Annotated in this window: 20 protein-coding genes; 14 read left to right on the forward strand and 6 right to left on the reverse strand. The window is 27.1% G+C overall.

What is annotated here, in order from left to right:
• The first annotated feature begins 1 nt into the window (after position 1).
• Complete coding sequence (locus tag ALEK_RS11805; protein WP_071627691.1) at positions 2-313, forward strand: hypothetical protein; 312 nt, start codon at positions 2-4, stop codon at positions 311-313.
• Between the two features lie 95 nt (positions 314-408).
• Here the strand turns inward: ALEK_RS11805 and ALEK_RS11810 are convergent, their stop codons facing one another.
• Positions 409-1,146, reverse strand: a complete 738-nt coding sequence (locus ALEK_RS11810) for an NYN domain-containing protein (protein ID WP_071627692.1) — start codon at positions 1,144-1,146, stop codon at positions 409-411.
• Between the two features lie 199 nt (positions 1,147-1,345).
• On the opposite strand from ALEK_RS11810, the gene abc-f reads away from it, so the two are divergent.
• From abc-f to ALEK_RS11825, 3 genes are read left to right on the forward strand one after another with little or no spacing between them, the layout of a single operon-like run.
• Complete coding sequence (abc-f, locus tag ALEK_RS11815; RefSeq protein WP_071627693.1) at positions 1,346-3,295, forward strand: ribosomal protection-like ABC-F family protein; 1,950 nt, start codon at positions 1,346-1,348, stop codon at positions 3,293-3,295.
• Positions 3,296-3,347: 52 nt separating this feature from the next.
• Positions 3,348-3,791, forward strand: a complete 444-nt coding sequence (locus ALEK_RS11820; protein WP_071627694.1) for a GatB/YqeY domain-containing protein — start codon at positions 3,348-3,350, stop codon at positions 3,789-3,791.
• A gap of 30 nt (positions 3,792-3,821) precedes the next feature.
• Complete coding sequence (locus ALEK_RS11825) at positions 3,822-4,946, forward strand: GGDEF domain-containing protein (protein WP_071627695.1); 1,125 nt, start codon at positions 3,822-3,824, stop codon at positions 4,944-4,946.
• Positions 4,947-5,339: 393 nt separating this feature from the next.
• Here ALEK_RS11825 and ALEK_RS11830 read toward each other — a convergent pair whose 3' ends face one another.
• Positions 5,340-5,750, reverse strand: a complete 411-nt coding sequence (locus tag ALEK_RS11830; RefSeq protein ID WP_071627696.1) for a helix-turn-helix domain-containing protein — start codon at positions 5,748-5,750, stop codon at positions 5,340-5,342.
• A gap of 411 nt (positions 5,751-6,161) precedes the next feature.
• On the opposite strand from ALEK_RS11830, the gene ALEK_RS11835 reads away from it, so the two are divergent.
• From ALEK_RS11835 to ALEK_RS11845, 3 genes are all read left to right on the forward strand, one after another.
• Complete coding sequence (locus tag ALEK_RS11835) at positions 6,162-7,289, forward strand: DUF3095 domain-containing protein (protein WP_071627697.1); 1,128 nt, start codon at positions 6,162-6,164, stop codon at positions 7,287-7,289.
• Between the two features lie 117 nt (positions 7,290-7,406).
• A complete protein-coding gene (locus ALEK_RS11840; protein ID WP_083574688.1) occupies positions 7,407-9,791 on the forward strand; it encodes an HD domain-containing phosphohydrolase in 2,385 nt (794 codons plus the stop codon).
• A gap of 59 nt (positions 9,792-9,850) precedes the next feature.
• Positions 9,851-10,186, forward strand: a complete 336-nt coding sequence (locus ALEK_RS11845; RefSeq protein ID WP_071627698.1) for a DUF6172 family protein — start codon at positions 9,851-9,853, stop codon at positions 10,184-10,186.
• A gap of 14 nt (positions 10,187-10,200) precedes the next feature.
• Here ALEK_RS11845 and ALEK_RS11850 read toward each other — a convergent pair whose 3' ends face one another.
• Entirely contained in the window at positions 10,201-11,004 is an 804-nt protein-coding gene (locus ALEK_RS11850; protein WP_071627699.1) for a DUF1338 domain-containing protein, read from the reverse strand.
• A gap of 101 nt (positions 11,005-11,105) precedes the next feature.
• Positions 11,106-11,672 carry a transglutaminase-like cysteine peptidase gene (locus ALEK_RS11855; RefSeq protein WP_071627700.1) on the reverse strand — a complete coding sequence of 189 codons (567 nt, stop codon included), beginning with the start codon at positions 11,670-11,672 and terminating at the stop codon, positions 11,106-11,108.
• A 177-nt stretch (positions 11,673-11,849) separates the two neighbouring features.
• On the opposite strand from ALEK_RS11855, the gene ALEK_RS11860 reads away from it, so the two are divergent.
• From ALEK_RS11860 to rraA, 7 genes are all read left to right on the forward strand, one after another.
• Complete coding sequence (locus ALEK_RS11860; RefSeq protein WP_071627701.1) at positions 11,850-12,206, forward strand: FixH family protein; 357 nt, start codon at positions 11,850-11,852, stop codon at positions 12,204-12,206.
• A 237-nt stretch (positions 12,207-12,443) separates the two neighbouring features.
• Entirely contained in the window at positions 12,444-12,887 is a 444-nt protein-coding gene (locus ALEK_RS11865; protein ID WP_071627702.1) for a DoxX family protein, read from the forward strand.
• Positions 12,884-13,906, forward strand: coding sequence for a zinc-binding alcohol dehydrogenase family protein (locus ALEK_RS11870; protein WP_071627703.1), 1,023 nt, complete (start codon positions 12,884-12,886; stop codon positions 13,904-13,906). Before ALEK_RS11865 ends, ALEK_RS11870 begins: the two co-directional genes overlap by 4 nt.
• Positions 13,906-14,907, forward strand: coding sequence for an L-dopachrome tautomerase-related protein (locus ALEK_RS11875; protein ID WP_197950286.1), 1,002 nt, complete (start codon positions 13,906-13,908; stop codon positions 14,905-14,907). The genes ALEK_RS11870 and ALEK_RS11875 overlap by 1 nt, the downstream gene beginning before the upstream one ends.
• A gap of 29 nt (positions 14,908-14,936) precedes the next feature.
• Positions 14,937-16,037, forward strand: coding sequence for an alkene reductase (locus tag ALEK_RS11880; RefSeq protein ID WP_071627704.1), 1,101 nt, complete (start codon positions 14,937-14,939; stop codon positions 16,035-16,037).
• 58 nt (positions 16,038-16,095) lie between these two features.
• Positions 16,096-16,656 (forward strand): DUF1097 domain-containing protein, encoded by a 561-nt coding sequence (locus ALEK_RS11885; RefSeq protein ID WP_071627705.1) that lies wholly within the window; start codon positions 16,096-16,098, stop codon positions 16,654-16,656.
• Between the two features lie 63 nt (positions 16,657-16,719).
• The gene (gene rraA, locus ALEK_RS11890) at positions 16,720-17,202 is read left to right on the forward strand and encodes a ribonuclease E activity regulator RraA (protein WP_071627706.1); all 483 of its coding nucleotides are present in this window, start codon (positions 16,720-16,722) and stop codon (positions 17,200-17,202) included.
• Positions 17,203-17,232: 30 nt separating this feature from the next.
• Here rraA and ALEK_RS11895 read toward each other — a convergent pair whose 3' ends face one another.
• Positions 17,233-17,913, reverse strand: a complete 681-nt coding sequence (locus ALEK_RS11895; RefSeq protein WP_071627707.1) for a response regulator transcription factor — start codon at positions 17,911-17,913, stop codon at positions 17,233-17,235.
• Between the two features lie 10 nt (positions 17,914-17,923).
• Positions 17,924-19,753, reverse strand: coding sequence for a sensor histidine kinase (locus ALEK_RS11900; RefSeq protein ID WP_071627708.1), 1,830 nt, complete (start codon positions 19,751-19,753; stop codon positions 17,924-17,926).
• Positions 19,754-19,762: the final 9 nt, after the last annotated feature.

Consider the following 19,762-nt stretch of genomic DNA (forward strand, 5'->3'; position numbering starts at 1 on the left):
AATGAAAAAGTCAATAGATATCTTAGAGAAAGTTAGTGATGAACTAAATAGACATACTGTATTTTATAAATTCAATAAAAATATTGAAGCATCAGATAAATACAAAAAAGGCAGAATTGATGCCTCTACATGGTTAAACGAGTTAGTTTATTATTATATAAAAAAAGAAAAAAACTTCATTATTGAATTTAAAGAAGAGATAAATAAACAGAAAAATAAAATAAATAGTGTTAAAAATGGGGATTATAAAATGGGTTTAATTGACGAATTAAAAACTATAGAGGATTCAATAGATGATAGAAATAATAAGTAGTTTAGCAATAGCCAGTGGTATTTATTCCGTATATAAATATGAGAAATCTTTAGAAAAAGGAAAAATACCTTTCTCTAAAAGAATAAAGAAATAGTTTAGTTTCTATTATCTTTAATAAACATTACTTGATTATTATCACCTTCAATTTCAATATGGAATAATCCAGTTGCTTTAATAAGATGGCTTAGTTTTTGATAGCCATAGTTAATTGGTGAAAATGAAGAGTTTTGTGAAATATACAAACCAACAGCTGCAATATTAGACCAACCATTATGATCTGATGTTTGCTCAACTGCCATTCTTAAAGTATGTACTAATTTTGTATCTTTTCTTAAATCTTTTTGATTTACCTTACTACTTCTCTCTTCTGAACAATCTTCATTAGAAGACTCATAAAGTTTTTCTGTATAAATAAATTGAGAGCAAGCATTAACCAAGGAACCAGGTGTTTTTGACTCTCCATAACCATAAACAGTCAAGCCATCTGAAAGAATACGAGAAACAACAGGTGAGAAATCACTATCACTTGTAACTAAAGCAATTGCACTTAAGTCTTTCGTATAAAGTAAATCCATGATATCAATAACCATTGCAATATCACTAGCATTTTTACCTTTTGTATAATCAAACTGTTGTATTGGTTTGATTGCATATTCAAGTAATGACTCTTCCCAGCCTTTTAGTTTTGGATTTTTCCAGTTACCATAGGCTTTTCTAATATTAACAACACCATATTTAGATAAATCATTTACAATACTATCTATATATTTCGAACTTACATTATCGCAGTCAATAAGCATAGCTATATTGTCTTGTTTCTTATTATGTTTCATTATTATTCTTTAATTTTTATTTTTTGAATTTAAATATTTGTTAGGCACTCATATAATAACTAAAGTATTAACAAAAGACAAGTAAAGCAAAAAATTAACAAAGCAGTCTATAACAAGATTTTAGATAATATATCTTATTAAATAACAAATATATTAGTATGTGTAGAATACTTATTTTACGGGAGTTTCAAGAAATAATATGGCATTAGTAGATTTACAAAACATATCAAAACAATACGATATAAAAACAATTTTAAAAGATGCAAACTTTACTCTAAATAGAGGACAAAGAATTGCAGTAATTGGTCAAAATGGACAAGGGAAATCAACATTATTCAAAATTATTACTAGAGATGTTGAGCCAGATTCGGGTGAAATTTCAATTGATAGATCATTAAAAATTGAGATGTTAGACCAACAACCAAAGTTTAAAGCAGGTCTTAATGTTCGAGATGCAATTGAAGGACAATTAAAAGAAATAAAAGAAGCTAGAACTGAATACGAAGAAATTACTCTAAAAATTACAACAGATTATGAAAATGAAGAGTTAATTAAAAGACAAAGCCAATTAGCTACGTTTATTGATTTTCATAATGCATGGGATTTAGATAATACAATTGAGAGAGTTTTAAAAGAGTTCAAATTAAAACAATATGAATTTAAAGATGTAAACTTACTAAGTGGTGGAGAGCAAAGAAGAGTTAGTCTTGCAGGATTACTACTTAAAAAACCTGATGTATTACTTTTAGATGAGCCTACGAATCACCTTGATGTTTATATGGTTGAATTTTTAGAGAGTTTACTTTTAAAGAATAATTTCACTTTATTATTCATCTCGCATGATAGATATTTTATTGATAATATTGCTACTTCTGTTGTTGAAGTTGAAGGTGGAACGCTAAAGAAATTCCATGGTGGTTATTCTTCTTATTTAGAACAAAAACAACAGTTATTAGAGAACATGCAAAAAGATCATCATAACTTACTTCGATTAGTAAAAAGAGAAGCTCACTGGATGCAAAGGGGAGTTACAGCTAGAAGAAAAAGAAATGAAAGAAGAAAATCTGAATATCTAGATCTTAAACAAAAAGCAAAATCAAACCCAGCTGCTATTAGAAAAATGAGCATTGAATTAGAAAGAGAACAAAAAGCCTTTAATACAGAAGACAAACAAAGAAATAAAAAGAAAATGCTTTATGAATTAGATGATGTTTGTAAAAGCTTAGGGGATAAAGAACTAATAAGAGACTTTACTTCTAGAATTCTTCAAAAAGATACTATTGCAATTGTAGGACCAAATGGTAGTGGAAAATCTACACTTCTTAAAATCTTTATGGAAAAATTTGAAGTAGATAGTGGAAAGTTCAAAAAAGGTGACTTTAATATTGGATATTTTGATCAGCAAAGAGATATGCTTGATGACAATAAAAATATTATGGATATCTTTTGTCCAGATGGTGGAGATAGAGTTACACTTCCAGATGGAAGAGATCAGCATGTTTACGGATACTTAAAAAACTTTTTATTCCCAAGAGAATACTTAGATAAAAAAGTAGGTGTTTTAAGTGGTGGTGAAAAGAATAGAGTTGCTTTAGCTTTATTATTTACTAAAAAAGTTGATTGTCTAATCCTAGATGAGCCTACAAATGATTTAGATATTCCTACTATTAATATTTTAGAAGAGTATTTACAGAGCTTCCAAGGGGCATTAATATTTGTATCTCATGATAGATATTTTGTAGATAAAATTGCAAAAAAACTATTTGTTTTCAAAGGTAAAGATGGTTTAGTGGAAGAGAGTTTCCAACCATATTCTGAATATCTAGAAATTGAAAAAGAAATTATTGATTTAGAAAGTTTAGAGCTTGAAACAAAAAAACAAGCACAAGAAAAACCAAAACAAACAGTAAAAAAACAAACAAAACTATCGTATAAAGATCAAAGAGATCATGACTCACTACCAGAAGAAATAGAAAAATTAGAAGAAAAAATAGAAGAAATAAATGAGTGTCTTATGAACCCTGCTTGTTATGAGCAAAAAGGTATAGTTGCTGTATCAAAAGAGTTAGAAGATACAGAAATTATTTATGAGCAGAAAGTAGAGAGATTTTTAGAACTAGAAGAATTAATAGAGAGCTTTAATTCGTAAGTTGCTATAATAATGATAAATTTTATAAAATAATTTTTTAACAAGGATATGCATGAGTTTAAAACAACAACTTAAAGATGATGTAAAAGTTGCAATGAGAGAAAAAAACGTAGTAAAAAGAGACTCAATTAGAGCTATTAATACTATGATTAAACAAATCGAAGTTGATGAAAGAATTGAATTAACAGACGAAGATATTATTAAACTTATTCAAAAAGGTATTAAACAAAGAGAAGAAGCAGTTACTCAATATAAAGCCGCTTCTAGAGATGATTTAGTAGCAAAAGAACAAGAACAAATTGATGTATTTAGTATTTATTTACCTGCTCAGTTAAGTGATGAAGAACTTGAAGCTGGGATGAAAGAAATTGTTGAAGCAGTAGGCGCTACATCAATGAAAGACATGGGTAAAGTAATGGGTCAAGCTACAAAGAAATTTGCAGGTGTTGCAGATGGAAAAAGAATCAACGAAGTTACAAAAAAATTATTATCATAAATTAAATAATTTCAAATAAGTAGGTAAAAAATGGAAGTAAAAGATATTATAGAAAACTTATCACCAAGAGAGAGAAGTGAAGTTAATAGTAATAATATAGATTCAATACAAAAATTAATTCCTCTATTACTAAAAAGAGTTACTCCTGAAAATGTAGAACCTCTAGCTTCACTACTTAGGAAATCAGTTTTACCATCAATATGTTTAGATGTTGATGATAAGATAGAACATTTATTTATAAAGATTGAGGCAAATCCTCAACTGCTTTTTAAAGAAGAAGTTCAAGGGAAAATTGAAGACTTTATTCTAAAAAGATTTGAAGCAGATAAAAAGTTAGTTATTGAACAAACTTCTGATATTTCAAAATTTGTAACATTAATGGGACAATACCTAAATGATGCAATTTCAAGTAGTGGAAATGGTTCTAAAAATGTTTTAAGTATTAAAGAGAAGATTCAATCAATTGATCTTAATGCTAATGGCTTAAAAGAATTAGAACAACTACAAACAGAATTAGTTTCAGCAGCTGGTTCTATTGAAGATGAAATGGATACTGTAAGTGATAAACTAAAAAGTGGAAAATCTAAAGTTCAAGAGCTTGAAGAAAAAGTAAAAACACTTGAAGAAGAATTAACTAAGTCAAAAAGTGAAAGTATGAAAGATCACCTTACTGGATTACTTACAAGACGAGCTTATGATGAAGAAGTAAAAAGAATTGAAAGTCACTATAAAAGAAGTAATACACAATATGCTGTTGTATTCTTTGATTTAGACTACTTCAAAAAAATTAATGATACTTACGGTCATGACTGTGGGGACGTGATTTTATCTACTTTTGCAAAGATACTAGATAAGAATACACGCGATGAAGATATTGTAGGACGATATGGTGGAGAAGAATTTGTAGCTATTGTACATTTTAATCTTACAAGAGAACTACTACAATATTTAAAAAGAATCAAAACAATTGTAACTTCAAATAGTTTCTTATATAAAGGAAACAAAATCAAAGTTACATTCTCAGCAGGTGTATCTATTAGACCTAATCATGACTCTTATGAGAATACTATTCAAAAAGCTGATATGTTATTATATGAAGCAAAAGAGAATGGTAGAGACCAAATCAAGCTTGAAGATGGTCGTACTATAAAATAGCTAAGTAATTAAGTTTACTTACCTATTTTTATGAACAAAACTTTTATTTATTACATAATCTCCATACTAAATCATATATTTAAGACATCTTTTTCCTACTAAAAACATTATATTATCCAAGTTTATTTATTATTATATCATTCTAAATTCTAATTTTTTTTCGAAATTCTTTTAAAAACTGTATTATTTTGATATAAAAAAGCATGATTTTTTATTTTTTTGTAATTGAAGTATAGCAATTTTGATTGTTTTTGCATGGGATATAAAGTAGATGAGTTAGACATAACATAATATATCTAACTCATATTTCAGGTAATAATAATTTTCTGTATGGAATTTTTTTGAAAGAAAAATCCCCCTACTATCTATAAATAAGAACTATCTATAAAAAGATTAGTTCATTGAGTAACCAATATTAGAATGGTTCTTAATTAGGTCATAATATGTTTTATCTCTTAAAGTTTTCACTTTATTTCTTAGAGTAAATCTAGTCATATTTTTACCTTTCCAAGCAACACTATGAATTGTTTCAATAGGAACAATCTCACCTTTATTCTCTAATAATAAAGAGAATAGAGCTTCTTCAATTCTTGTTAACTTAACCTGCTCATCGTAGCTGTTGAATAGTTTTGAAGTTGCTTTGTTGTAATAGAAACCATTGTCTAATTGAACAATACTATTAATGTCTTTTTCAATTAGTTTACCGATGTACTCATCAAGTGTAATATTCAGTTTATTGATTTTTTCATTTAACTTAATATTGTCACTATCGTTTATAGAAATATTTAATTTTAAATCTTCCATGATCCTGTCCTTTTTGTTTTTATTTATTTATTTATTTGTAATAATAACATTTTCATGTGTACTTCTTGTGTAAGTAAATTATATATAAATAAAAAAATAAATATATGATATTTTTTTAATTATAGCAAAAAACACTATATTTTTATTAAAGTATAGCATTTTTGCTATAAAAGTCCAAGAGTTTTTACTAAAAGTAATTTAATAATGTAAATAATATGTATTATTTTCGCATTTTTACGAAAAAATAAATTTCTAAAGTTTTTTCACATTTTTACGAAAATTCCCATTTTATTCATTTTTTTTCATTTTTTAGTAATTATTTTTTTATTTATTCATAAAACAAGAAGAAAAAAACAAAGAATTAAACACTAAAAGTATAAAATTCTAGAAACTCGCCACAAAAGGATTTTTATGAATGATGATTTTTATTCTAAATTAAAAGCAATCAATAGTATTAAAGAAATTGCAAAAAACAATATATATTCAAAACTACCAAAGGATTGGTATATTCTAGCTACGGATATAAAAGATTCTACGATTGCAATTAAGGAAGGTAAATATAAAGAAGTTAATATGGTTGGAGCATTAACAATCATCTCAATTTTAAATATAAATAAAAACATCGACTTGCCTTATGTATTTGGCGGAGATGGAGCATTTGTAATAATTCCACAAAGTATTTACCATGAAGCTAAACAATCCCTATTAGCTATTCAAAAGATTTCTAAAGATGCTTATAGTTTAGACTTAAGGATTGCATCCATATGTATTGATGAAGTGTGTAAAAACAATAAAGAAGTATTAATATCTAAATTAAAAGTTTCAAAGGATTATTACCAAGCTATTATCAATGGTGGAGGATTAGAACTTTGTGATGACTTATTAAAAAACTCAAACAATTTCTTGATCAATGATAAAATAGATGAAAACTTTCAAGTTGATATAAGTGGACTAGAATGTAGATGGGAAGCAATTCCCTCTCCAAAAGATGATACTTTATCAATACTAATAAAAAGCAAAAATGAATCTTATTATGAAAATATACTATCTAATATAGAATCAATAATTGGTGATAATAAAAAAAGACACCCTATTTTGGAAAATGCTTTAAAATTAAGTTTTAAAGATAAAGACTTGAATTATGAATCATCTATTTATTCTCAAAATTTTTTTATGAAAAGACTAATAAATCTAAAACTAAAAATGATAAATGTAATTGGTTATATACTAATGAAACTCAATTTAAAAGATTGGTCTACATATAAACAAAGAGTTTTATCCACTACAGATACAGAAAAGTTTGATGATATTCTAAGAATGGTAGTATCAACAAGCAAAGAAGAAACACAAATTCTAGAAGAGTATTTAGAAAAAGAGTTTCAAAAAAATACATTAATATATGGTATTCACAAATCAGACTCAGCACTAATGACATGTTTAATATTTGAAAGACATGGAAGACATATACATTTTGTTGATGGATCAAATGGTGGATATGCCCTTGCAGCAAAAGATTTTAAGAATAGAGTTGCAATATAAGTATAAATTGTAACTATTATAATAACTTATTTGCTACTTTTATATTATTAGTTTAAAACTTTTATATTATTTAGTTATTTTGGTATAATATTTTTAACTTTTTATAAAAGGCTTAGCATGGGAAAAGTTGATATTTGTATGAAAATTAGACCAACTGTATTAACATTATTTATATTACTAACTGGAATTATTATTACTATTAGTTTATCTCTTCAATACTATTTTTTAAAAGAACTGGCATTTAATGCAACTGATGAGAATATGACACATATCTCAGAGAAGATTGAACAGAAAATAAAAAACCTTGATGAAAAAAACAATAATATAATTTCAAATCTTGAATTATATAAATCAATACATGGTATTCCCAAAAAAGATGAAAGGCACCCTCTTTTACCTCTTATAGCTAATACTTTAAATAATAACAAATTTATCTATGCTATATATGTGGGAACAGTAAAAGGCAGTTTCTATGAAGTAATTAATCTAGATATCGATAAAAAATTAAGAGATAAATACAATGCTTCTAAAGAGATGAAATGGCTTGTAATCAAGATTTATACTGAAAATGAAAAAAGAGTTCAATATGAAGAGTTCTTAGATTCAAGTCTAAAACAAATAAGAAGTAATAAATCCCTAGCCACATATGACCCAAGTATAAGACCATGGTTTAAAGAAGCCAGAAAAACTCACAAAATAATCAAAACTGATCCATATATGTATACAAATTTAGAAGCAAAAGGTACCACTTATGCAAAGGAAGTTCCTAATAGTAATTGTGTATTAGGAGTTGATGTATCTTTAACAAGTATGTCTAACTTCTTAAAAACTCAACTTGTTTTTGATGATAGTGAAATTTATCTTTTCAGAGATGAAAATAAAGTAACAGCAAGTGCAAATCAAGGTAAAAATTATAAAAATTTAGACTTTGAGGAATTAAGAAAGAATCTAAAAACAAGTAATAAAAATTCTAGTTCTAAAATCATAGAAATAAATGAAAAGAAATACTTCACATACTTTTCTACACTTGATTCAAGTTATGATAAAAAAGAGTATCTAACAGTATTATTACCTCTAAAAAGAATAATGGAACCATATAACAAAGATATTCTGATTTCATCATTTACAACTCTTTTAATATTACTACTTTCTACTCCATTAGTTTGGTTAGCTACAAAACTACTAGCTGTTCCAATTCAAAACTTAGCTAATGAAAATAGAAAAATTATAAACAGAAAATTTAAAGATGTAGTTTTTGTAAAAACAAATATCAAAGAGTTAGATGACCTATCTAGATCATTAGTAAAACTTTCTATTTCTATGCAAAAGTATGAAAAAGACCAAAAAGAACTAATGGACTCATTTATAAAAATTATTGCAAGTGCTATTGATGCTAAATCAAAATATACAGGTGGACATTGTGAAAGAGTACCAGAACTTAGTATGATGATTGCACAAGCCGCAAGTGATGATAAAGAAGTTTTCAAAGACTTTATTATAAAAAATGAAGATGAAAAAAGAGAATTAAACATTGCAGCTTGGTTACATGATTGCGGAAAGGTAACAACACCTGAATACGTAGTAGATAAAGCTACAAAACTAGAGACAATATACAATAGAATACATGAGATTAGAACTAGATTTGAAGTAATACATAGAGATATGACTATTCAAACACTTACTAATATCACTAATGGAGCAGATGAAAAAGAAGAAAAACAAAAGCTTCAAGATTCACATAAAAAACTACATGAAGAATACAACTGTATTGCAAGTGCAAATATTGGTGGAGAATTCATGGACAAAGAAGATATTGAAAAAATCAAAGAGATATCAAAAAGAACATGGACAAGGAATTTTGATAATAGTATTGGTTTATCAAGAGATGAAAGAGAAAGACTACAAACAAATAAAAATAATACAACTCCACAAGTAGAAAAAATACTTGATGATAAGATTGAACATATAGTTGAAAGAGAACTACATATGGAAAAAGAGTATGAGAAATATGGAATGAATCTTGACACTCCTGAACATATGTATAACTTTGGAGAAGTGTATAATCTTTCAATAAAAAGAGGAACACTAACAAACGAAGAGCGATATAAAATTAACGAACATATTATGATGTCAATAGTAATGTTAGAGCAATTACCATTTTTAGAAAATCTAAAAAGAGTACCAGAATATGCAGTAGCCCATCACGAAACATTAATAGGTACAGGATACCCTAGAAAACTAACTAAAGACCAAATGAGTGTACCAGCTAGGATATTAGCAGTTGCGGATGTATTTGAGGCTTTAACATCATCAGATCGACCATATAAAGAAGCTAAGACATTATCCGAGTCTATAAAAATCTTAAGTTTTATGGTTAAAGACCAACATCTAGATAAAGACATTTTTGAAATGTTCTTAAAAACAGGTATTTACAAAGATTATGCAGATAAATTCTTATTAAAAGAACAAATAGATGAAGTAGATATATCTAAATATATCTAATCATCTAAAATGTATCACATATACAAAAAATTTCGCTATACTTCCGCCAAAGGATTATTATGAAAAAAACTTTCAGATTACAAGTAGCAAACAAACATCCTGACAGACAAGTAGAAGCTATTAAAAACGAAATTAGAAAATACATCAAAAGAGAAAAGAAAAAACCTCTTTCAGATGGTTTTGATCATTGGAACTTCAATTGTAAGTTTGGTAAAAATGACGAAACACCAGCAGTAATTAACTTCCCAGATATTACAAAATGTATCGATGAAGCGGCAAGTGAAAACTGTGAAACATTCTATATGGAAATTATTGCACAAGAAGCAGTAAGACCTCCAAAAGAAGAAAAAACAGTAGAAGTAATTGAAGAGATTACAGATGAGCAAGCAGAATAATTCTGCTTGTGAAACTATCTAGTATCAGTACTTTCAAAAATCTTATTGGCTGAAGATTCTACAAAGCCAGTATAAATCTCCCCTTTTTTATCAAAATAACGTAATGCAAATTCATAAAAACAACTAGGAAGCTCTTTTTCCCAATCATTAAATTTAACAGGATACTTATCAGCAATTGTAGATGATTGTTCCAATAAAAGTTCTTTTGAACCTTTTATCTCACCACCAGATGAATTCAAAATAAAACCCGCATCTTTTAGTTTTTTGTTTACTTCTTCTATAGAATTAAATTTTTCTAAATGATTAATACTAACAGTAAAATGATTAGCTCTATATCCCCATGCTGCTAACCACGCTGCATATTCACTCTCTTCTAAAAGTATTTTATAAATCCTATAATCAATATTCCAATGTCTACCTGAATATAAAAAATCATCATTTAAAATCATATCTTCATCAACTTGTGATACTAAAAAATGTATTACCTCTTGAATTGCAGGAGAAAACTTCTGCACTTGTAATTCGGAAATAAAAACTTTGGGATTATTAGTATCAGGATGTTCATAGTGTTTTGCATGTATTTTTTTATCTTCAAAATTATACTCTTCACACTCTTTATAACCAAGAGATGTAAAATGTTTCGCTAGTTTTTCTAAAGATACTTTTTCCAAATCAAAAGTACGTAAAGCTATATGGTCATTGATTATGTCATTGTTTTGAGTTGAACCTAAAAGTTTATGAATTTTTGTAGCAGTAGGCGTAACACGCAGATAGTTTTGCCATAGGTACTCAAAAAGGGTATTGATATTATTATGCATTTTTTATCCTTGATATTAAAATATCAAGTTTTTCATTTTGTATATTCTCTTACATATACTAATATTTTATCATAGTATGGTATGTGATTTCAATAGGAGTTTTATTTTAGTTTATTTGTAGCTTGTATTTGAAACTTTTCTAAGATAGTTTTATTTTCAATATTTCTCATATCTAATAAGTCTTTTCTTTTTGTAGATAATTGTAGTTTTTTATTTACATTGTCTAGGATAATTGGTACAAAATTTGGTTTATGAGAATAACTAAGAACTATATGAGCTTGATTATTTTTGGCTAGTTTTGTATAAATCAGCCCTAATTGTTCTTCTTTTATTCCTAACTTCATAAGAGTAAAAAACTTTGCAATTGCAAAATCTTCACAATCCCCTGCTCCTGATGATAAAAACTCAACAGGTGTAGCCCAATAATCACTCTTATTCCAATTATTTAAATCTGATTTATATGATAGTTTATTAAAGTAATCATTTACAATTTTTAGTTTTTTTAGTGTTTTTTTGTTTTCTGCTTTTTTTACCATGGCTTCCCATGATTTAATCTTACTTAGAGTGAATTCATTCACTGAAATATTAGATTTAAAATCTAGATTTATAGATGCATTTAAAGTAAGTGTAAAAGATAAAATTATTAGAAGTTTTAAAATTATATTCATTAGTTTTTTATAGCCTATTTTTTAATTTCGACATTCTACTAAAAAATGTTTTAAAGTATGTATATTTTAAACCCAATATTTAATTAGTATCTTAAATTAATAAAATTTCATTTTAGATTCACTTGTGATTCATTTGTAAAAACTAAACTTACTTTATAAAAACACAAAGGACAAAAAATGAAAATATTAACAAATATATTATTAGTATCAGTATTAGGACTAGGATTTGCACAAGCAAAAGACAAAGATTATAGTGCAAGTATAGAAGGTGAGCAGGCTTTAAAAGTTGGAGTAAATCAAATAAATGTATCAATTAAAAGTAAAACTATTCCAGTATATAACGCAGATGTAAAACTAAAAGTATTCCAAGAAAACAATAAAATCATAACTTATAAAACAAAAAAAATAAACAAAAAAGGAAAATATGTGTTTAATGTAAATCTAGAACAAAAAGGAATATATAACTATCTTTTATCTTATAATCGAATGGGTGGAGTAATACATAGAGTTAGAGGGGATTGGGAAATTAAATAAAAAAGAGAATAACTCTCTTTTTTATCTTTTTTTCTTATTTCAATTCAATCTCAATTATAAAAACCAAAAAAAAATCTAAATTTTAAATTTTCTAAAAAATCTATTAGAACTCCTAAATACTCACATTTAAGCATTACAATAGCCTTTAATTTCATTACTATACTTTAGGTAAGTAACATTACTTTAAGTTTGTAGCCATTATAATTTTCAGTAACAAAGAAAAAAAAGGACAATTAAATGAATACATCAGATTCAAAACAAAAGACTATTGAATTAGCATATTTAATCTTGAGGCTTACCATGGGTGCAAACATGTTTGTACATGGAATAGTTAGAATTCCAAAACTTGATAGTTTTAATATATGGATGGTTGAATATTTCCAAGATACATTTCTACCAGATTTCCTAGTGAGTTTATTAGCTTATTCAATTCCATTTGTTGAACTTGCAGTAGGTATTTTCTTAATTGTAGGTTTATTTACAAGACAAGCTTTACTTATTGGTGCTTTATTAATGGCTATATTAGTATTTGGCTCTTGCCTAAAAGAGAATTGGGAATGGGCAGCTTTCCAAATGATATACGCACTATTTTTCTTTACCCTTTCATACTTAATTGAATTAAATAAATTTTCTATAGATTCAATAAGATGCAAAAGTTCGGCAAATAAGGATGAGAAATGAAAGTAATAGGTTTTAAAACTTCACTTGATATAGAAAAAGAAGAAAGTCTGATTAGTTTTGAAAAACAAAAACCAACAGCAGAAAACTTTGATGTTTTAGTTGAAGTAAATGCAGTATCAGTAAACCCAGCAGATGCAAAAATCAGAATTAGAAGTGCAAAAGACATCACTTTAGATAATGCCAAAATACTTGGTTACGACGCAGTTGGAGTTATAAAAGAGATTGGAAAAGATGTTAGTGATTTCAAAATTGGTGACAGGATTTTTTATGCTGGTGATGTTTCAAGAGATGGTTCAAATGCTCAATATCAATTAGTTGATTCAAGAATTATTGCAAAAGCTCCCTCAAGTCTAAATGATATTGAAGCCTCAGTTCTTCCCTTAACTTCACTTACAGGATGGGAGGCACTTTTTGATAGATTAAAAGTCTCAGCATTTGAAAAAAAGACATTATTAATAATTGGTGGAGCAGGAGGAGTTGGATCAATAACTACTCAAATAGCTAAAGAGTTAACAAACCTAACAGTTATTACAACGGCTTCAAGAGAAGAAACTATAGCTTGGTCTAAATCTATGGGTGCAGATTATGTAGCAAACCACAAAGACTTAATAAATTCAGTTAAAAGCTTAGGTTTTGAAAATGTTGATTATATTTTTAATACAGCAGACACGATAGGACATTGGGATGCAATGGCTGAATTAATTGCTCCACAAGGGATGATAGCTTCTATTGTTGAATTCGATGGAAATGTGAACCTTAGTAAACTTCAAGGAAAATCAGCAGGTTTTGTATGGGAACTTATGTTTACTCGTAGTTTATTTAAAACAGAGGATATGAAAAAACAACATCAAATACTATCTCAAATTTCTAGCTTAGTTGATTGTGGAAGAATAAAAACAACATTAACTCAATCAATAAATGGATTTACAGTAGAGAGTATAAAAGAAGCCCATAGTCAAATAGAAACAGGTAAAACTATTGGGAAAATAGCAATAAATTATAAAGAAGAAGGTAAATAATGAAAAATATAAAAAGAACTATAGTAACGACAGCTTTATTATTAGCATCATATGCTAATGCAAACAAAGTAGAGACAGTACAAACAGTAGCTACATTTACAGAAAGACCTGGAAACTTAACAATCAATAATGAAGGAAGAGTTTTTGTTTCTATTCATCCACTTATAAACCCAGATATTAAACTAGTGGAATTAAGTGCAATTGGAAGTAAAAACAATTATCCAAATGATAAATATTCAAAAGGAAAAGATTCTCTAATCAAAGCAACTATTGCAGTAAAAAGTGATGCAAAAGGCAATTTATGGATTCTTGATTTAGCAAATAAACAATTTGTTGTGTGGGATACTAAAAAAAATAAATTAGAAAAAACTATAAAGATTTCAGAAGAAGCAATGGTTAAAGCTAGCTTCTTACAAGATTTTGTTCTTGATGAAAAAAGAAATAGAGCAATTATTGCAGATATGTCACAAGGAGATTTAAAAAGCGCTCCTACTCCTGCATTTATTGTTGTAAATACAAAAACAGGCGAATCAAAAAGAGTTGCTCAAAGTCATAAGTCAATGATGCCAGAAATCAAAGATGGATTTGCTTTAAATCCAATTGCAATAGACCCTACATTTACATGGGTTTATTTTGGTTCAATTCATGGGAAAAAAGTATACAGAGTTCCATCAGATAGTTTTGATAATGAAAAAGATGTAATAAAAAATATCAAAGTGTTTGGGCAAAAGTCATATAGTGATGGAATTGCCGTTGATTCAAATGAAAATGTTTATATTACAGATATTGAAAATCAAGCAATTGGAGTAACAAATAAAGATGGATATAAAATCATAGCAACTTTACCAAAAGGGCAAACATGGCCAGATGGATTAGCAATTGCAAATGATGGATATATTTATGCAACAGTAAATCAATTAAATAGAACAGCTGTTTTAAATAATGGTAAAGAAGAAGGTATCTCTCCTTATTTAATTGTAAAAACTAAACTTTTAAAATAAAAAAATAAACTAACTAAAAAGGCAAAAAAATGAAAAATGTATTTAACTCATATGATATGAAAGATTTAAAATTAAAAAATAGAATTTCAATGGCGCCAATGACAAGATCAAGAACAATCAAAGGCGAAGTACCAACAGAAATGAATGCTCAATATTATGCACAAAGAGCAAGTGCAGGCGTTATTATTAGTGAAGCAACACAAATTTCACTACAAGGGCAAGGTTATGCAGATACACCAGGAATTTATACACAAGAACAAATAGATGGTTGGAAAAAAGTAACAAGTGCAGTACATGAAGAAGGAGGGAAAATCATCTTACAACTTTGGCATGTAGGAAGAGTTTCTAGTTCAAAAGTAAATGGATTACAACCTATTGGCCCTTCACCACTTATTGCAAAAGATACACAAGTTTATATTTTTGATACAGCACAAAGTAAAGATGCAACGATGATTCCAGTAGAAGAGCCTAAAGAGATGAGTAACGATGATATTACACAAGTAATTGAAGAGTTTAGAATAGCTGCTAAGAATGCAATTGAAGCAGGATTTGATGGAGTTGAAATTCATGGGGCAAATGGATATTTACTTGATCAATTCTTAAGAAGTAATTCAAATAGAAGAAGTGATAGATATGGTGGAAATAAAGAAAATAGAATCAAACTTTTATTAGAAATCACAAAAGAAGTAATTGATGAAATTGGAGAAGATAAAACAGGTGTTAGATTATCACCATTTATTAAATTTAAAGATATGGATGATCCAGAAATTCTTGATACATTTATGTTAGCTGCAAAAGAATTAAATGAATTAGATATTTTATATATTCATTTATGTGAAGCAGACTGGGATGATGCACCTCAGATTCCAGAATCATTTAGAAAAGAATTAAGAGCAGCTTTTAAAAATACAATTATTGCTACAGGAGGATATAGCCTTGATAAAGCCAATGATGTAGTAAAAAAAGATTTAGTTGATATTGTTGGATTTGGAAGATACTTTATCCCTAACCCAGATTTAGTTAATAGACTAAAAAACAACTACCCTTTAGCCCAAATAAAAGATTCTCATACCCTATTTGGTGGAAGAGATGAAGTAGGATATAGCGATTATTTAAATTATAAGGCGTAGTTTACTATGAACCAATATTTATCCAAGTTTCTACTTGGATAAAATAAAGGATTTAATCATGAAAAGAATATATTTTAAACTTATTAGCATATTTCCAATTGCTATTTCAGTAGGAGTAATGACGTTTATTACTGCATGGTTTTGTAACTTTATGGGATGGACAGTTTGGCTATCTTTTTTAAGTTGGGCATTATATTTCTTACATGGAGGGACTGCACAAAAAGGGCTTAGTGCTTTTATCTCTTTTATCTACGGTATAGCTTTAGCTCAACTTGCAATATGGTATATAAACTATCTCTTCGAAATTTCTCCCCAAGAAGCTTGGTGGTCTACATATATCGTACCTTCTTCTGTATTTATTGTTGCCTCTATTATTACTTTAACAATGAGAATTTATGATTCATGGGCTTCTTTTATTCCTGCTGTTTATATCGGAACTGTTTTTAGATTTGCTTTTATTGATTTATCACTTGCAAATAAAAATATTACTGAAATTGTTCCTGATTTAGTTTTTCCAATTTTATTTGGACTTATTATTGGTTGGTGTACAGTTACATTATTAGTTTTTCTTGATAAAGTTGGATTCGCCCAGTGGCACAGAAGATGGGAAGTGGAGTAGTAAGAACTACACACTTCTAACACATTGTCTTTTTATATAATTCCAAAAAACAAAAGGACAAATATGAAGTTTGAGACAGCTGATATATGTGATGAAAATCAAGATAAAAAGATTCAAGTACTATCATCAGATTATAAAAACTACGGTGGAAGGAAAAAATGTCAAGGCAAAATTATAACAATAAAACTTGACAAAAGTAACTGGAGATTATTAGAACTTTTAAGAGATGAAAAAGGAGAAGGAAGAGTTATTGTAGTTGATAATTCTAAAGCCTTCTATGGAGTAGTTGGCGATAAGCTTATGGCTTTTGCCAAAGAAAATAATTGGGCAGGAATAATTCTAAATGGTTTTGTAAGAGATATAGAGTACACAAAAGATATAGATGTATCACTTTTTGCAATAGGTACTTGCCCTTTAAGAAACTTTGAAAAAACAAATTCATCAAGAGGTATTGAATTAAATTTTGATGGAGTAACATTCAATGATGGAGATTATCTTTATGCAGATAATGATGGCGTAATTATCTCTAATGAAAAACTTATTTAAATAAACTAACTAAGAAATGAAGGATAAAGACTATAAAACTTTAAGTTTATATCCTTCATTTATAATGTTTTCAATTACATTTAGAGGAAGTTTTTTTCTAAGTTCTTTAATGAAAACTTTTAAAGCATTTTGTGTCATAAACTTCTCTCCCCAAATATATTCTTGAATCATTTCATAATTAACAATTATATTTTTATTCTCATGTAAAAGCTTCAAAAAATGTTTTTCTTTTTTTCTAATTTCTATTGTTTCATCATTATAAAATAAATGATTGTTTTCTAAATCTAAATATAAATTTTCTATTAAATGTATTTTTTCATTTGTTTCTTTGAAAAGTACAGTTGAGATGGCTTTCATAAGTTTTTCATTTGTTGCTGGTTTTAAAATATAGTGATTAATATTATCATTAATTAGTTCTAATAAATACTCTTCAGTTGAGTATGCACTTAGAATAATAATAGGAGCAGAAAAACTTATTTTTCTGATCTTTTTTACAAGTTCTATTCCATTACCATTATTCATTTCAATATCTAAAATACATAAATCAGGTTTACTCTCCACAAAAAGATCATAACCATCATAACCACAGTTGGCTTCATATACATTTTTAAAATAAAACTTCAAAGTATTTGATAATCTTTTCCTAATTTCATCATCATCTTCTACTACTAATATATTTAAATCTTTTACTTTATTCGCTAATTGTTTCATTTATAATCCTTTATACTTCTATTTTAAATATGGCACCATTTTTATCATTATTTACACTTAAAGAGCCTTCCATATGTTTTTCAATAATCATCTTACTCATATACAAACCTAGCCCTGTACCTTGAGTTTTTTTTGTAGAAAAATATGGTTCAAAAATCATTTCAATATTATCAATTTTTATTCCACCTGCATTATCTTTTACAAAAACTACGGATTTATCTTTTTTTACATCGATAATAAATTCAATTTTTTTATCTTTAATTTCTTTTGATATAAGTTCATCTTTTGCATTAATTAATAAATTCAAAATAACTTGAGAGTATTCTCTCTTATATCCTTTGATTTTTTTGTCTTTAATAACATGAGTATTTAGTTTTATATTTTCATTAGTAAAGGTATCTTTTATTAGAGCTTTAGCATCTTCACAAGCCTTTGATATTAGAAATTCTTCTTTCTTTTTTTCAGGTCTAAAAAAGTTCTTAAAATCCTCAATCGTAAAAGACATATGTTCAATAATAGAAGTGGCATCACTTAAGGAAGTAAGTATATATTTTTTCTTTGCTTTTTTAAACTCTATACTAGTTTCTAGTTCCATAATTATTCCAGATAATTGACTCAAAGGTTGTCGCCATTGATGGGAAATCATATTTATCAAAGTTCCCATACGGGCGAGTCTTGATTGATGTAACATTGCTCGATCTTTTGCTTTTGCTTCTTTTATTGCAAATTCAACTTTATTATTTAGATTTTTATTTAAGTCTTTTAGTTTTTCTTCTCTATTTTTAACTTTTTCTTGGTAACTACTTATTGTTTGATTTATTTTTCTAGATATTTCAACTGCAATATAGGACATAAGCATTATTAAAAATAAAGAGATAATTGTCGTGATTTTTATATATTCAAAAATTGTATTTTTTAAATCTGTTTTTCTTTCAGATATAACTTTTTGAAGATCATCAAAATATACCCCTGCTCCAATAACCCAATTCCATTCTTTGTACAACTTTACATATGTTAATTTTTTTATCTTTTTTATTTGTTCTGGCTTATTCCAATAATACTCAACAAAAGCACCATCTTTATTTTTTATAGCCTCTTTAACAAATCTTTGTACAAAATAATCACCCTTTCCATCTAGTAATAAAGTATCATCTTTTCCAATATTATCTTTTCTATATGGATGAGATAAAAGAATATTTGTATTTTTATAAATCCAAAAATAGTTATTATCACCAAATCTTAAATATTCACTCCATCTTGCAATAGTCTCTTTCAAATTATCTATATCATCGTAAATATCACGTTTTATAGCAATGATAAGATTTTCTTTTTCATAAAATTTATAATAAAAAAGATTAGTTTCTTCTCTAATAATATAAAGCACCTTTTTCTTTTTAATCTCTTCTTTTAGAGATTCAATATCTTCTTTATAAAAAAATACATCTTCATTTTTTATAAAGAAGTTTTCCTTCTCTTTATAGATTATAAAATCACTATTTTTATTTGAATATTGATTTATAATTTCTAAGTACTCTTTTGAGTTTGGAGTTTTTTCTTCTACTGTTTTATAAAAAGTCTCCATTTGTGTATTTAGATTCTTTTTTATATTATCAAGAGTGATTTTTTTGTGGTACTGAATATAGTCATATATATACCCGATCTCTTTTTCTAAAATTACTTTTTGGTTTTTAATATAGTTTTTTTCAACTTTTTTTACTTCTTCGTCTAAATAATCTTTTTGTATTGTAATAAGAGAATATAAAATCATACTAGATAGTGCTATGATCGTTAGTATTGGTGCAAATATTATAAGTTTTGGTATATTTTTCTCACTAAACATTACTATATT

This window comes from Poseidonibacter lekithochrous (genome assembly GCF_013283835.1).
In the GTDB taxonomy this organism is placed as follows: Bacteria; Campylobacterota; Campylobacteria; order Campylobacterales; family Arcobacteraceae; genus Poseidonibacter; species Poseidonibacter lekithochrous.